Here is a 13,609-nt window from a genome sequence, read left to right as displayed (position 1 = left end):
ACCCCGTGCGTAGAACCCTGCCCTGTCTGGTCGCCGTGACGCTGGCGGGCGGACTGCTCGCCGGCACTCCGCCGGCCGCCTCCGCCGTGACGGCCCGGTCGGCCGAGGACGGTCTGGGCATGCCGGTCTTCACCGGCGCGGACCCGGTGCCCGACGAGCCCGTCGGCTACCACCCGCGCAAGATGATGGAGGAGATCTACAAGAAGGAGAAGGGCGGCGACTCCTACTGGATCGACCGCATGCTGGCCCGCCCCGGTGACGACCCGGCGGGCGACTGGCTGATGTCGCGCGGCCGGGCGCTGTTCATGAAGGAGCACGACCCCGCCAAGCTCGGCTTCGGCGGAAGCGTCGCCTACTGGGAGAGCGTCGACAACCGCGACGCCTACACGATCTCCCTCGGCGCCGACCTCGCCGAGGACAAGGCCAAGCGGCTGCAGATGCCGAGCCACTGGACCGGCGCGTACACCGGCGACGGCCTGTCGGTGAGCGTGAAGAAGTTCATCACCCACGAGAACGTCGCCGTCACCACGCTGGCCGTCACCAACACCGGCACGGACCGGCGGGAGGTGCCCGTCAGCGTCGTCTCGCCGTACGCGAGGACCGCCGACGGCGAGCGCGAGCTGACCGGCGTGGTCACGGCCAAGAACCGCCTGACCACGATCTTCCCGCGGCTCAGCGCCGACGGCCTCAAGGCCGCGGACGGCGAGCTGAAGGGCACGCTCACCCTCGAGCCAGGCCAGACCGCGACGACCAAGGTGCAGATGGGCTTCGTGACCGAGGAGCTGCCCGGCTCCCGGACGGAGTACGACGGCTACCGGGGGCGCTCGCCCGAGAAGGCGCTCAAGCGGCAGCTCCAGGACTACAACGCCTGGTGGGCGGAGAACCTGCCCTACATCGACGTGCCGGACGAGAACATCAAGAAGTTCGTGTACTACCGCTGGTGGCTGATGAGGTTCAACTTCCTCGACGCCGACATCCCGGGCAACGACTTCCAGTTCCCGACGTCGGTCGAGGGAGCCCTCGGCTACAACAACGCCATCGTGCTGACCGTGCCGATGTTCATCCAGGACCTCAAGTACCTGCGCAACCCGATCTACTCGTACGGGCCGTGGGTGTCGGCGGGCGAGGTGTCGCGCAACTCCAAGTACACCGACAACCCCGGCGACCCGGAGAACTGGTCGAACAGCTACACCCAGTACATCTCGGCCTCGGCCCTGGAGAGCTACCAGCTCCACGGCGGCCAGCCCGGCATCCTGCGCAACCTGGCCCGCTACGCCGAGAAGGACGTCTACGGGCAGCTCAACGCCTATGACTCCAACAAGAACGGCGTCATCGAGTACGACTGGGAGGCCATGACCGGCAACGACGCCGACGCGGTGTCGTTCCACTACTACGACCGGGCCAACGAGCGGCTCGAAGGCGCCTACGTGTACGCCAACGCCATGGCGGCCGCCCAGGCGTACGCGCTGATCGGCGACACGGCGAAGGCCACCGAGCTGCGCGGCGTGGCCGACAAGGTGAGGAGCGGCATCCTGTCCCTGCTCTGGGACGACAAGGACAAGCTGTTCAAGCACCGCGACCTCCAGACGGGCAACCTGATCCCGTGGAAGGAGTCGAACAACTACATCCCGTACGCCACGGGGCTGGTGCCCACGGACGACCCGAAGTACCGGGAGGCGCTGCGCCTGTGGGCCGACCCCGCCGAGTACCCGATCTTCCCGGCCTACACGGCCAACCAGAAGGACAAGGCGGAGGCCGCGGCCCAGGGCAAGCCCGGGTCGAACAACTTCTCGCAGATCAACTCCACCCGGAACTTCGCGCTGTTCTCCAAGGCGCTGCGCGAGTACGCCTCGCCGTACATCACGGCCGACCAGTACAAGCAGCTCCTGTACTGGAACGCCTGGTCGCAGTTCGTCGGCGGTGACACCCGCTACCCCGACGCCAACGAGTTCTGGGCCAACTGGAACCCGGCCACCAAGAGCATCGACTACCGCTCGTGGATCCACCACACGATCCTCGGCAGCAGCAACTGGACCGTCATCGAGGACGTGATGGGCCTGCGCCCGCGCTCCGACGGCAAGGTCGAGCTGTGGCCGGTGGACATCGGCTGGGACCACTTCACGGTCAACGGGATCGACTACCGCGGCAACGACCTGACCATCGTCTGGGACAAGCCGGGTGACGGGACCACCCACTACAAGGGCGTGCCCGAGGGCTACTCGATCCTCGTCGACGGCAAGCGCAAGGTCACCCTGTCCGGGCTGGCGCACGCCACCTGGGACCCGGCGACCGGCAAGGTCGAGGGCGCCACGGGCGTCACCGTCCTGCACGGCGAGAAGGCGCCGGCCATGCGCGCCCCCGCCGACGTGAAGCTCAAGGGCGCCAGGGTCGAGGACCTGTTCCAGAAGGCCGGCGTGGACCTGCGCTCCACCGGCCCCAACCTGGTCACCGGCGCCACGGCCTCCCACGGCGACGCCGCCCCGGCGGCCGACGGGTTCACCATCAACGAGCCGTTCTGGGGCAGCAAGGGCTCCGGCAAGCCGCAGGACTGGCTGGAGGCCGACCTCGGCGGGGCCAAGCCCGTGGACCTCGTCCGGCTGTACTTCACCAACGACCGCAAGCCGGGCGGCTACAGCGAGCCCGCGTTCTACCAGGTGCAGTACCTCGACGGCGACACCTGGAAGGACGTGCCCCGGCAGGCCAGGGAGCCGGTCTACCCGCGCGCCAACCTCAACACGGTCCGCTTCCCCAAGGTCGTCACCTCGAAGCTGCGGGTGCTCGTCACCCACCGCCCGGGGTACGCGACCGGGCTGAAGGAGGTCCAGGCGTACGCGACGGGCGGGGACGCGCCGCGGGCGGGCAACGCCGCGCCGTACGTGCTGGCCGTCGCCGACCCCTCCTTCAACCGGCCGGGGCAGGCCAAGGTGGACGCCGTGGTCAAGGACGACGGGCTGCCGTCGGGGACGCTCACCACGCAGTGGAGCGTCGTGGACGGGCCCGGTGAGGCGTTCTTCACCGACCCGGCCGGGACCGGCACCGTCGTGTCGTTCACCGAGCCGGGCACGTACCGGCTCAAGCTGACCGCCTCCGACGGCGCGAAGCAGACGACCTCCACGGTGACCGTCACCGCGGGCGCGCTCAGCGCCCAGGTGAACGTGGCCCCGTACGCCACGCCCACCGCCTCCTACACCTCCTCGTGGGAGAAGGTGACGGCGGTCAACGACGGCATCGACCCGCCCCGCTCCAACGACGGCGCCAACCCGCGCTGGGGCACCTGGCCGCAGCAGGGCACGCAGTGGGTGCAGCTCGAATGGCCCTCGCCCGTGCGGGTGAACAAGGCCGACGTGTACTTCTTCGACGACGGGGGCGGCGTCCGCGTGCCGAAGTCGTGGAAGATCCAGGCGTGGAACGGTCAGGAGTTCACCGACGTCACCGGCGTCGCGTCCTACCCGGCCGCCGTCGACGCCTACAACACGGTCGCCTTCGACACGGTCACGACGACGAAGCTGCGCGTCCAGCTCGAAGCGGCGGAGGCGTCGGTCGGGCTGCTGGAGGTCAAGACGTACGCGGTGCCGCCGGACTCGGTGCGGCCGGTCCACGTCCCGACGCTCGCCGGGACGCTGCCCCGGCTCCCCGCCACGGTCGAGACGCTGTACGACGACGGGGTGCGCGGCCGGGCGGCGGTGACCTGGCAGCAGGTGACGGCCGACCAGGTCAGGACGGGCGGCACGAGCTTCACCGTCACAGGCCTCGCCGAGGGTCTGCGGCAGCCGGTCCAGGCCACCGTGTACGTCAGGACGACCGGGGCGGTGACCGTCACCTCGCTGGCCGAGGAGGCGGTGCGCACCCGCGCCGGCACGGCTCCGGCACTGCCGGCGACGGTCGTCGCCACCTACAACGACGGCTCCAAGGACAGCGGCGTCGCGGTCACGTGGGCCGCGGTCGACGCCGACCAGTACGCCAGGCCGGGCACGTTCACGGTGACCGGTGAGGTGGCCGGCACCACGCTCCAGGCCAAGGCGACCGTGACGGTCGAGTAGTCACACGGCCGTCCGACGAGACCTGGGGCCGGGCTCCCGCCGCGAGGGGCGGGAGCCCGGCCCTGGATCGTCCGTTCAGTCCTCCGGCAGCAGGGTGCCGAGCGGGCCGAGGTCGAGGTTCAGGTCGGACGGTGACAGGCCGAACCGGTCGCACAGCTCCGTCATCGCGTCCTCCAGCCGCATCAGCGTGAGGCCCAGCGCCTCGACCTGCTCGTCGGACAGGTCGCCCTCCTCCATCCGGCGTACGGACTGCCGCTCGACGAGCTGCCGCACCAGCTCCACCAGGGTGAGCACCAGCCGGGACAGGTCCCGCTCGACGGCCTCCCGGTCGGCCTCGATCCGCAGGCGCGGCGAGCGCACCTCACGGACCGGCTCGCGCCTCCCCTCCATGGAGCTCATTCCCCCGGCTCGTCCTCGCCCACGCGCTCCGCGTACCCCTGGATGGGCGGCGCCCCGTGTCCCCTGACCGGCTCCTCCTCGCGGGCGGGCCGGCGGACCGGTTCCAGCACGCGGAGCGGCTCGGAGTCGCGGATCGACGCGATGACCGCCCGGATCGAGATGCGGACGAGGTCGATGTCCGCGATCGACAGCACCAGGTCACCGCTGACCACGACGCCGCCGGCCAGCAGCCGGTCCAGCAGGTCCACGAGGGCCACCCGTTCGGGCGGCAGCCGCCCCTCGGAGGCGAGCACCGACCCCCGCGTCTCCTCGAACGCCACGTCAGATCTCCTCTCGCCGCGCGCCGTCGTCGTCCAGCGTGATGAACGAGTACGGCGCCCATGGGCCGGTGAGCTGGATGTCGTCGCCGTCCCCGCGCAGCTCCTCCACGGCCCGCGCGAACTCCTCACCCCGGTCCCGTTCGACCAGGTAGGCCCCGTTCAGCACCATCGACTCCTCGCGTCCGGAGAGCTGCGGGTCCTGCGCGCGGTGGCGGCGGCTCGCGACGGCGATGGAGCTGAGCGCGCCGTGGACGCGCTCGGCCCGCGCGCCGGCCTGCCGCCACGCCTCCTCGCGGCTGCGCATGTGCTGCTGCCGCCGCTTCAGGTACGCCGTCCCGGGCCGCTCCGTCTCCTTCCGCGTCTCCCTTGCGCCCGCCTCCCCCTCCGGTCCGGGCCGCTCCCCCGGCGAGGCGTACACCTTCACGCCCCACTCCTGCCGCCCGGCGACGCGGCCGAGCGCCCGCGCGAAGTCGTCGTGCCGCTCGGCCAGCAGGGCGCGCACCTGCGCGTCCTCGCTGTAGACGGTGACCAGGCGCACGGGCACGACCGGCGCCCGCAGCGCCACCGCCTCGACGACGCGATGGTGGGCGCGCGCGGTCTCCTCCAGCCAGTCCAGGTCCTCCATGGAGCGCCGCAGCGGCTCCTCGCCGAACTGGTCGAGCGGCACGGTGCTCACGTACGCCACGAGACCGGCCCCGCCGATCGTCCGCACCTCGCCGTCCGCGATGCCTCGCGGGAGGGCACCGGCGTCCGCCGGGGCCGCCCGCTCGCGCGAAGGCGCGTCGTCGCGGCGGGCGTGACCGGGCTCCCCCGCGGCGACGGCGTAGAGGTACGTGCCCGAGCCCGGGTCAGCGGTCACCGGTCGTCCTCCTCGGCCTCGGCCCGCCTGGCACGGCGGCGCGGGCGGCCCTCGTCCGTCCCCCGCTCCACGGCACGGCGGCGGGAGCGGCCCTCCTCCGGCTCCTCCTCCACGGCACGGCGGGAGCGGCCCTCGTCCACCTCGCGCCCGCCCCGGCGGTCCGGCGGGTAGCCGTCCTCCAGCTCGGCGACCCGGTCACGCAGCCGGCGGTTCTCCTCCTGCAGGCCGCGATCCTTGCCGCTGAGCCACGGGTCGTGCTCCCACCAGTCGATGCCCATCTCGCGAGCCGTGTCCACCGACGCGATGATCAGTCGCAGCTTGATCGTCAGCAGCTCGATGTCGAGGAGGTTGACCCGGATGTCACCGGCGATGATCACGCCCCGGTCGAGGACGCGCTCCAGGATGTCGCCCAGGTTGGTCGGCTCGCGGCCGCCGGAGGCCGACGAAGGGTAGGCCTGGCGTCCGATCGGTCCCGTCCGCGCTGGCTCCACGATCAGCCCCTCTCGCTGTCCCCGCTGCCGCGCCGGTAGCGGCGCAGCCTCCGGTAGGAGAGCAGGTCGCCCTCCGCGTCCAGCTCGGCCTCGTACAACGCGAGGATGTCGCCCGACGACGGGATCCGGCGGTCCTCCACCACCTCGACGTCCACGGTCCAGCCGTTGTCTCCCGGCTTGACCAGCGTGACCCCCTCGGGCTCGCGGGCCGTCAGCCCGGCGATGTGCCGCAGCCCCGTCTCGCCGGCGGTCGCCGCGGACAGCCGCCGCCGCGGCTCCTCCTCGTAGCCGTCGCCGCCCTCGTCCTCGTACTCCCCCTCGTCCTCGTCCTCGCCCTCGTCCTCGTTCTCGTTCTCGTTCTCGTCGGCCGGCTCGTCGTCATCGGCCGCTTCGTCCTCGTACTCCTCGTACTCGGGGTCCTCGTACTCGGCGTCCTCGTCCTCGCCCCCGTCCGCTGCCCCGGCGTCGGTGTCGTCCGATGAGAGATCGTCCCGCTCGCGCTCGACCGTGTCGTCGGCGCGGCCGCGTCGCCTGGCCGGCACGCGATCACCTCCTGCTTTCTCCGGGGTCGATTCCGGTTGGCGGGCCGATCATCCTCTGCAGGACCTCGCGCATCCGCTCCTCCTGCTCCTCCTCGGAGATGAGGCCCTCCGCCGCGGCCCGTTCGATCTCCTCCAGCTCGCGCCGCACCACCGCGGGGTCGCTCATCTCACGCTCGACCTGCTCCTGGATCAGCTCACCAAGGCGGATCACCCCTTTGACCGGCGCCAGCGGCCAGCCGAACAGGAGGCTGAGCAGGCCCATGCGCCCTCACCCCGCCGGCGTGACGATGAAGTCGTAAGGAGCCAGCGGCCCGAGCAGCCGGATCTGGACCCGGCCCTCCCACCGGGAGGCGAACCCTTCCACGGCCTCCTCCAGGTCGTCCGCCCGGTCCAGCTCCACCAGCAGCGCGATGTGCGCGGCGTCCTGCTCGTGGGTGGGCTCCCGTACGGACGTGAGCACGGCGACCGGCGCGAGCGCCTCCAGGAGCGCCTGCGTGTCGGCCTCGCGCTTGGCGCTGACGGCCTGGTTGACGATCTCTCCGAGCTGGATGCGCGCCTCGCGGCTGGCGTCCTCGGGCAGGCTCCGGATCTGCTCGCGCAGCTCCGCCACCCCGGGCTGCTCCTCCAGGACCTCCCTGAGGACGGCCTGCTCGACGTAGCGGGCCTTGACCACGTACTCGGCGCGGCCGTCCAGCTCCTCCAGCGCCGAGCGGAAGTCGTCGTGGTTCGGGGCCAGCAGCTCCTCCACGACCGCCTCGGAGCTGGTCATGACGGCGCCGAAGCGGATGGGCAGCACCGGCACCTCGGCCGCGGTGGCGTCGAGCAGCCGCTCGTGCGCCATGAGGTCGTCGGGCGTTCCCAGCGGGCGGTCGAGGGCCAGCTCGCTGACCAGCGCGCCGACCTCGCCGTGCCGTACGAGACTGACCGTGGTGGACGGGTCGCCCACGCCGCGCGCCTCGTCCGACACCTGCACGTCGGCCGGCACGATCCCGTACAGGTAGACGCCCACTGCCGCCTCGGACGAGGAGCTCCGCTCGTCCTCCCTGCCGGTGGTGGTCATGGTCAGTCCTCCCCCCTGCGCCGCCGGCGGCTTGGCCGCGGCTCGCTCTCTTCCTCGTCACCGGAGCCGCCGATGAAGTCGTCGAGCTTCTCCGCGGCGGCCTCCAGGACGCCCTGCGCCGCGCCCTTGCCCGTGTCGGCGATCTTGTTCTGCTTGATGTTGTGCATGAGCTCGGGCAGCCCCTGGCCGCCCTGCTCCGAGATGTCCAGCCGGTTCACGGCCTCGGCGAAGCGCAGGTACGTGTCCACGCTCGCCACCACGATCCGCGCGTCGATGGTCAGCAGCTCGATCCCCACCAGGGAGACCCGCACATACGCGTCGATCACCAGGCCCTTGTCCAGGATGGTGTCGATCACGTCCGCCAGGCCGGACGCGGACGGGCGCTGGGCTATTCCGCCCCCGCCTCCCGCGGGCTGCACAGTCATACGCTCACCCCTCGATCGTCACACCGCCGGTCGGTGCGCGTGTCGTCCGGCACCTCACCCGCGTCGGGCGGCGGCCGTCCTGCTACGTGCCGGCCGCCGCGCCGGCGGCGCCTCTTCTTCCTCTTCCTCCTCGGGCTCCTCCTCTTCCTCGCCGGCCTGGCCGACCGGCTCCTCCTCCTCTTCCTCCTCGCCCTCCTCCTCGGGCTCCTCCTCTTCCTCCTCGCCCTCCTCCTCGGGCTCCTCGGCTTCCTCCTCGCCTGCCTCGCCCTCTTCGCCCTCGTACTCGGCCTCTTCGCCCTCAGGCTCCTCGGGGCGCTCCTCCTCGCCGCCTTCGCCCTCTTCGCGCTCCTTCTCCTCGCGCACGGCGGTCTCGTGGTCCTTCGTGACCTCGCCGTCGCGGATCTCGCCGCGCCAGCCGCCCTCGGCCATCTCGTCCGGGTGCAGCATGACGTTCGTCGCGACGTGCCGGGAGAAGTGCTTGACCTCCAGGCGCGCCCGCCTGCCTTGGGCCCGCCAGAGGTTGCCCGTGCGCTCGAACAGCCCCTGAGGGTGGTATTCGAGGACGACGACGACCCGGGTCAGGTTCGGGGAGAGCTCGTGGAACGACACGGCCCCGTCGACCCAGCCCTTGGGTCCCTCCGACCGCCAGATGATGCGGTCCTCCGGCACCTGCTCCCGAATCGTGGACTTCCAGGTCCGGTGCGACCAGAAGACCTGCGCCTTCCAGGAGAGCTTGTCGTCGGCCTCCTGGTTGACGCTCTCCACCTTCTTCATGAAGGTCGGGAAGTCCTGGAACTGGGTCCACTGGTTGTAGACGATGCGGATCGGCGCGCCGATGTCGACGGTCTCGAAGATGTGGGTGAGCTTGAGCTTCTTCTTGCCGCCCTTGCCGCCCTTGCCGCCCAGGCCGATCTTGTCTTTGATCTTGCCCGTCACGGCCTTCGCCGCGCCCTTCAGCAGCATCTTCCCGGGAGAGAACCCGCCCTCCTTGCCGGTGAACGCGCTCAGCAGCCCAGAGCCGCCGCCCCCGGTGATCGCACCCAGCAGCCCCGAGCCGTCACCCTCGGCGACCTCGTTGAGCCGCCCCGTCATGTCCTCCAGCTTCTCCGTGATGGACGACAAAGCCCGTTCGGCCAGCGCCATCGCGAGGTCCTGGACAGCGGAAGCCACCTCGTTCCCCGGGCCTTCCTTGGTGGCCTCGTCAACCTTCGATGTGTCAGCCACCTGGCTCACCTCCGGGTCTTACTGGTTGCCGCGGACCGTCCGCTCCTCGTACCGGTCCGCTCTTCGCGCGCCTGCGATCCCTGCCCCCCGGACGACCGGCTTCCCGAGGACTTCGACGTGGACGCCCCGGACGCCTTGGAACCGGACGCCTTGGAGCCGGCTGTCTTGGAAGCGGACGACTTGGAATCGGACGACTTCGCACTGGTCGACCTGGCCGTGGACGGCTTGGGCGCCGACCTGGCCCCGGGGGCCCTGCTCACGGGTGCCTTGCCGGCAGAGCCCTGGGCGCGGACACGTCCGCCCCGCGCGCGGGGCCGCTCCTCGGGCTCCTCCTCGCCCTCTTCCTCCTCGTCCTCTTCACCTCGGTCCTCGTCCTCGCCGGACTCCGCGCCCTCCTCCTCGTACTCGTCCTCTTCGCCCTCGTACTCCTCGTCCTCTTCGCCTTCCTCGCCTTCGCCGGAGGCGCCGCCGGAACGTTCCGGATGCCGCAGCCCCTCGGCGCGGTCGTGCAGCTTCGAGGTGATGTTGTCCACCTGCTTGCTGGCCGCCGCCACGGCGGCCGCCTTGCCGACCTCCAGCAGTTCGCCCCGGAGCCGGTTGGTGATGTCTTCGATCTGGGGAGAGCCGCCGAGCAGCTTCGCCCCTTGTTGCAGCAGTCCGCCGACGCCCTCGTCGCCTTCCTTGCGCAACCGCCTGGCGATCCCGATCGCCGTCAGGAGAGTCGCCAAGCGCAGCTTGTGACGCCGACCGAGGTAGTAGCCCGCGGCGAGGGCCATCGCCACTCTGGCCGTGTCCTTCATGGCATGCGCTCCTTCTTCCGGCATCCGTCCGGCATCCCTTCCGGCACCGCGGCTGGCCCGTGCCAGCCTGCCCATCCGGTGCCCGACAGGTGGACAAAGAAACACTTACAGGCATAAAACGGTCAGACTTGACGCTCGCGCACCCAGGCGTTTAAACACCCCCCGAGACCGCGTCATCCAGGCCGCCGGACCGGCCTGTTTCGCGGTAGGTTCAGCCGACATGGTGGGCGTCGCGGGGACCCTGGCCACGGCCGCCGGCATGTTCGCCGGCACGAACGTGGACGACCTCATCGTCCTGACCGTGCTGTTCCTGTCGTCCCGCGCGGGCGGGGTGCCGCGCCCATGGCAGATCTGGGCCGGCCAGTACACCGGGATCGCGACGCTGGTGGCCCTGTCGGTGATCGCGGCGCTCGGCCTGACGATCATCCCGGACGACTGGGTCGGCCTGCTCGGCCTCCTCCCGTTCGCCCTCGGTGTCCGCGGCCTGGTCGCGGCGTTACGTTCCCGCGCGAACCCGGACGGCGAGAACGGCGCCCCCTCGGCGGCCGTCGCGTCCGGCGTGCTGCCGGTGGCCGGGGTGACCATCGCCAACGGCGCGGACAACCTGTCGGTCTACACGCCGGTGTTCCGCACGATCGGCCCGGGTCCCTCGCTGGTGACGATCGCCGTGTTCGCCGCCGGCGTCGCCCTGTGGTGCCTGGCGGGCTCCTGGCTCGGGTCCCATCGCCAGGTCATCGAGGTCGTCGAGCGGTACGGCCACTGGATCGTCCCGGTGGTGTTCATGGCCGTCGGAGCCCTCATCGTGCTCGGCTCGGGCGTCCTCACCCGCCTCCCGCCCTTCGCCTGAGCCCTCCCGCTCCCCTTCGGCAGTGGCCGCCGCTCGCCCTGCACCCCTCCGACCCGGGTACGAACACCCGCCGGCCGGGTACGAACGGCGCCACGGAGAGACGCGCCCTGGGAGGTCTCGTGGAGCTGGGGTTGGCCGGCAAGGTCGCCGTCGTCACCGGCGGCAGCTCGGGGATCGGCCTCGCCGTGGCGCGGGGCCTGGCGGCCGAGGGCGCGCATCTCGTCCTCGCGGCACGCGGCGCCGCCCGCCTCGAACAGGAGGCACGCGCCATCGCCGAGACCCACGGCGTGCGCGTGGTGCCCGTGGTCTGCGACGTGGCGACGCCGGAGGGCACGGCCGCGCTGACGGCGGCGGCCGAGGAGGGCTTCGGAGGCGCCGACGTCCTCGTCAACAACGCGGGCGCCGGCTCGAACGAGACCATCGTCGAGGCCCCCGACGAGAAGTGGCAGGCGTACTGGGACCTCCACGTGATGGCGGCCGTCCGGCTGGCCCGCGGGCTCGTCCCCGGCATGCGGCGGCGCGGCGGCGGCGTCATCCTCCACAACGCGTCGATCTGCGCGGTCCAGCCGCTCTGGTACGAGCCGATCTACAACGTGACCAAGGCCGCGCTCATGATGTTCTCCAAGGTGCTGGCCACGGAGGTCGTCGGCGACGGCATCCGGGTCAACTGCGTCAACCCCGGCCTCGTCCTGACTCCCGACTGGGTGAAAACGGCCAAGGAGCTCAGCGGCGAGGACTGGCGGCGTCACCTCGACGACGTCGCCCGGGAGCACGCACCCATCCGGCGCTTCGCCGCGCCGGACGAGGTGGCGAGCTTCATCGTCTTCCTGTGCTCGGACCGGGCGAGCTACTCGGTCGGCTCGGCGTACTTCGTCGACGGCGGGATGCTCAAGTCGGTGTGACTCCGGACCGACGTCATGTGTGCGGCGGCCTTCGGGCCGCGAAGCGCTCGCTGCTGGTCAGTCACAGAGGCGATGCACAGCGTGCATGATAGATCAATCACCGGGACCCGCCGGTGGCGCTTCATGCCGTGGAGCTCGCGCGGAGACCGTCAGGAGGCTGGGAATGGCCGGAGAGCCCAGGACGTCGGCAAGGGCGCGGTGATGCTGCTCGCAGGCCGCTATCGGCTGCTGTCGGAGCTCGGCCGGGGCGGCATGGGCACGGTCTGGCGGGCGATGGACGAGCTCCTCCGGCAGGAAGTGGCCGTCAAGGAGGTGCGGCTCCCGCCCGACCTCGACGAGGCGTCACGGGCCGAGCTGGCCGAACGCACGCTCCGCGAGGCGCGCGCCGCGGCGACGCTGCGCTCCCACGCGTCCATCGTCACGGTGCACGATGTGGTCCTCGACGGCGGACGGCCGTGGATCGTCATGGAGCTGGTCCGGGGCCGCTCCCTGGACCGGGCTGTCCGCGACGACGGCCCGCTGCCGCCGCACCGGGTGGCCGCGATCGGCCTGCGGATGCTCGACGCCCTCACGGCCGCGCACACCTCGGGCATCCTGCACAGGGACGTCAAACCCGCCAACGTCATGCTCACCGACGACGGGCGGGTGCTGCTGACGGACTTCGGCATCGCGACCATCGTCGGGGACAGCGGGCTCACACAGACGGGGATGCTGAGCGGCTCGCCCGGCTACATCGCCCCGGAGCGCCTGCGCGGTGAGGCCGAGGGCCCGCTCGCCGACCTGTGGTCGCTCGGCGCCACGCTCTTCACGGCGGTCGAGGGCAGCCCGCCGTTCGCCCGCCCCAACCAGGCCGCGGCGCTGGCCGCCGTGCTCATGCAGGAACCCGCCCCCTTCCGCCTGGCCGGCCCGCTCGCTCCCGTGCTGAGCGCGATCCTGGAGAAGGACCCGGCACGCCGCTGCTCCTCGGACGAGGCGGCCGGCTGGCTGGAGGCCGTCTCGCGGGGCGACACCGCGACCGGCCCGACCCTGCCACGGAAGCGGACCATCCCGGGACACTCGTCTCGACGCGTCCGCCCCCAGATCGTCGTGGGCGCCGTGCTCGCGGTGGTGCTGACCGTGGCGGCGGGGATCGTGGTCGTGCCGCTGGTGTTCCCGAACACCGTCCGCTTACTGGGCTATGTGCTCACGCCGCGATCCACCTACTCCGCGGCACCGACGTTCAGCCCGAAGGCGGTGGCCACACCCCTGATCTCCCGCGACTTCGAGGCGTGCGACCTGCTGACCAGCAAGCAGACGCGCTCGCTGTTCGACGCTTCGACGAAGCGGCAGTACTACACCGCCTCCATGTGCGGCTGGAGCAGGGCAGACGGCGCCAACCTGCGCGTCACGGCGTTCCGGCTGCCCAATCCGTCAGCGGCCGACCTCTACCACGACCAGCTGGTCAAGAACATGAAGGAGGAGCCGAAGCGCAACCCGGGGACCAAGCTCCGCAAAGGGCCGGACGTCGGCGACGAGGCGTTCAGCTATACCCGACCGCGCCCCTTCGGGCTCCCGTACTACCAGACACACATCTCCCTGCGCCTGTCGAACGTCTCGGTGATCATCGACGTCTACGCGCTGCGCCCCGGTCACGCCACGGCCGACCGTGCGGCGAAACTGGTCGCGGCGGCTGTTGAGAAGTACCGATAGTCCCGTTCTCG

The 13,609-nt window shown here is 71.4% G+C and carries 14 protein-coding genes; 4 read left to right on the top strand and 10 right to left on the bottom strand.

Features of this window, described 5'->3' with window-relative positions; genetic code table 11:
• Nucleotides 1-5: 5 nt before the first annotated feature.
• Complete coding sequence (locus AB0H64_RS33140) at nucleotides 6-4,040, top strand: Ig-like domain-containing protein (protein WP_357632512.1); 4,035 nt, start codon at nucleotides 6-8, stop codon at nucleotides 4,038-4,040.
• A 75-nt stretch (nucleotides 4,041-4,115) separates the two neighbouring features.
• Here the strand turns inward: AB0H64_RS33140 and AB0H64_RS33135 are convergent, their stop codons facing one another.
• From AB0H64_RS33135 to AB0H64_RS33090, 10 genes are read right to left on the bottom strand one after another with little or no spacing between them, the layout of a single operon-like run.
• Nucleotides 4,116-4,430, bottom strand: a complete 315-nt coding sequence (locus tag AB0H64_RS33135) for a gas vesicle protein K (protein WP_310711691.1) — start codon at nucleotides 4,428-4,430, stop codon at nucleotides 4,116-4,118.
• Between the two features lie 5 nt (nucleotides 4,431-4,435).
• Nucleotides 4,436-4,759 (bottom strand): gas vesicle protein, encoded by a 324-nt coding sequence (locus AB0H64_RS33130; protein ID WP_357632510.1) that lies wholly within the window; start codon nucleotides 4,757-4,759, stop codon nucleotides 4,436-4,438.
• Between the two features lies 1 nt (nucleotide 4,760).
• Nucleotides 4,761-5,618, bottom strand: a complete 858-nt coding sequence (locus tag AB0H64_RS33125) for a GvpL/GvpF family gas vesicle protein (RefSeq protein WP_357632508.1) — start codon at nucleotides 5,616-5,618, stop codon at nucleotides 4,761-4,763.
• Nucleotides 5,615-6,109: a gas vesicle protein gene (locus AB0H64_RS33120; protein ID WP_357632506.1), complete on the bottom strand. Its 495-nt coding sequence runs from the start codon at nucleotides 6,107-6,109 to the stop codon at nucleotides 5,615-5,617. The genes AB0H64_RS33125 and AB0H64_RS33120 overlap by 4 nt, the downstream gene beginning before the upstream one ends.
• A 2-nt stretch (nucleotides 6,110-6,111) precedes the next feature.
• Nucleotides 6,112-6,651: a gas vesicle protein GvpO gene (gene gvpO / locus AB0H64_RS33115; protein ID WP_357632504.1), complete on the bottom strand. Its 540-nt coding sequence runs from the start codon at nucleotides 6,649-6,651 to the stop codon at nucleotides 6,112-6,114.
• A gap of 4 nt (nucleotides 6,652-6,655) precedes the next feature.
• Nucleotides 6,656-6,913, bottom strand: a complete 258-nt coding sequence (locus AB0H64_RS33110; protein WP_357632502.1) for a gas vesicle protein GvpG — start codon at nucleotides 6,911-6,913, stop codon at nucleotides 6,656-6,658.
• 6 nt (nucleotides 6,914-6,919) lie between these two features.
• Nucleotides 6,920-7,711 (bottom strand): GvpL/GvpF family gas vesicle protein, encoded by a 792-nt coding sequence (locus tag AB0H64_RS33105; RefSeq protein ID WP_357632500.1) that lies wholly within the window; start codon nucleotides 7,709-7,711, stop codon nucleotides 6,920-6,922.
• A 2-nt stretch (nucleotides 7,712-7,713) separates the two neighbouring features.
• Nucleotides 7,714-8,136, bottom strand: coding sequence for a gas vesicle protein GvpJ (gene gvpJ / locus AB0H64_RS33100; RefSeq protein ID WP_357632498.1), 423 nt, complete (start codon nucleotides 8,134-8,136; stop codon nucleotides 7,714-7,716).
• Between the two features lie 54 nt (nucleotides 8,137-8,190).
• Nucleotides 8,191-9,360 (bottom strand): SRPBCC family protein, encoded by a 1,170-nt coding sequence (locus AB0H64_RS33095; protein ID WP_357632496.1) that lies wholly within the window; start codon nucleotides 9,358-9,360, stop codon nucleotides 8,191-8,193.
• Between the two features lie 5 nt (nucleotides 9,361-9,365).
• On the bottom strand, nucleotides 9,366-10,160 hold the full coding sequence (locus AB0H64_RS33090; protein WP_357632494.1) for a hypothetical protein: 795 nt from the start codon (nucleotides 10,158-10,160) through the stop codon (nucleotides 9,366-9,368).
• A 220-nt stretch (nucleotides 10,161-10,380) separates the two neighbouring features.
• On the opposite strand from AB0H64_RS33090, the gene AB0H64_RS33085 reads away from it, so the two are divergent.
• The 3 genes from AB0H64_RS33085 to AB0H64_RS33075 all read left to right on the top strand — a co-directional run bounded on the left by AB0H64_RS33085 (nucleotide 10,381) and on the right by AB0H64_RS33075 (nucleotide 13,598).
• Nucleotides 10,381-11,007 carry a cadmium resistance transporter gene (locus tag AB0H64_RS33085; protein ID WP_357632493.1) on the top strand — a complete coding sequence of 209 codons (627 nt, stop codon included), beginning with the start codon at nucleotides 10,381-10,383 and terminating at the stop codon, nucleotides 11,005-11,007.
• Nucleotides 11,008-11,126: 119 nt separating this feature from the next.
• Nucleotides 11,127-11,909 (top strand): SDR family oxidoreductase, encoded by a 783-nt coding sequence (locus tag AB0H64_RS33080; RefSeq protein ID WP_357632491.1) that lies wholly within the window; start codon nucleotides 11,127-11,129, stop codon nucleotides 11,907-11,909.
• 201 nt (nucleotides 11,910-12,110) lie between these two features.
• Complete coding sequence (locus AB0H64_RS33075) at nucleotides 12,111-13,598, top strand: serine/threonine-protein kinase (protein WP_357632489.1); 1,488 nt, start codon at nucleotides 12,111-12,113, stop codon at nucleotides 13,596-13,598.
• Nucleotides 13,599-13,609: the final 11 nt, after the last annotated feature.

Source organism: Nonomuraea sp. NPDC050733 (genome assembly GCF_040654215.1).
Taxonomy (GTDB): domain Bacteria; phylum Actinomycetota; class Actinomycetes; order Streptosporangiales; family Streptosporangiaceae; genus Nonomuraea.
This window is presented reverse-complemented; position numbering and strand designations above follow the sequence as displayed.

Coding starts and splice junctions, on each gene's coding strand:
- AB0H64_RS33075 (WP_357632489.1), top strand. CDS start 12,111: ATGCTGCTCGCAGGCCGCTATCGGCTGCTGTCGGAGCTCGGCCGGGGC.
- gvpJ (WP_357632498.1), bottom strand. CDS start 8,136: ATGACTGTGCAGCCCGCGGGAGGCGGGGGCGGAATAGCCCAGCGCCCG.
- AB0H64_RS33135 (WP_310711691.1), bottom strand. CDS start 4,430: ATGGAGGGGAGGCGCGAGCCGGTCCGTGAGGTGCGCTCGCCGCGCCTG.
- AB0H64_RS33090 (WP_357632494.1), bottom strand. CDS start 10,160: ATGAAGGACACGGCCAGAGTGGCGATGGCCCTCGCCGCGGGCTACTAC.
- AB0H64_RS33105 (WP_357632500.1), bottom strand. CDS start 7,711: ATGACCACCACCGGCAGGGAGGACGAGCGGAGCTCCTCGTCCGAGGCG.
- AB0H64_RS33085 (WP_357632493.1), top strand. CDS start 10,381: ATGGTGGGCGTCGCGGGGACCCTGGCCACGGCCGCCGGCATGTTCGCC.
- AB0H64_RS33110 (WP_357632502.1), bottom strand. CDS start 6,913: ATGGGCCTGCTCAGCCTCCTGTTCGGCTGGCCGCTGGCGCCGGTCAAA.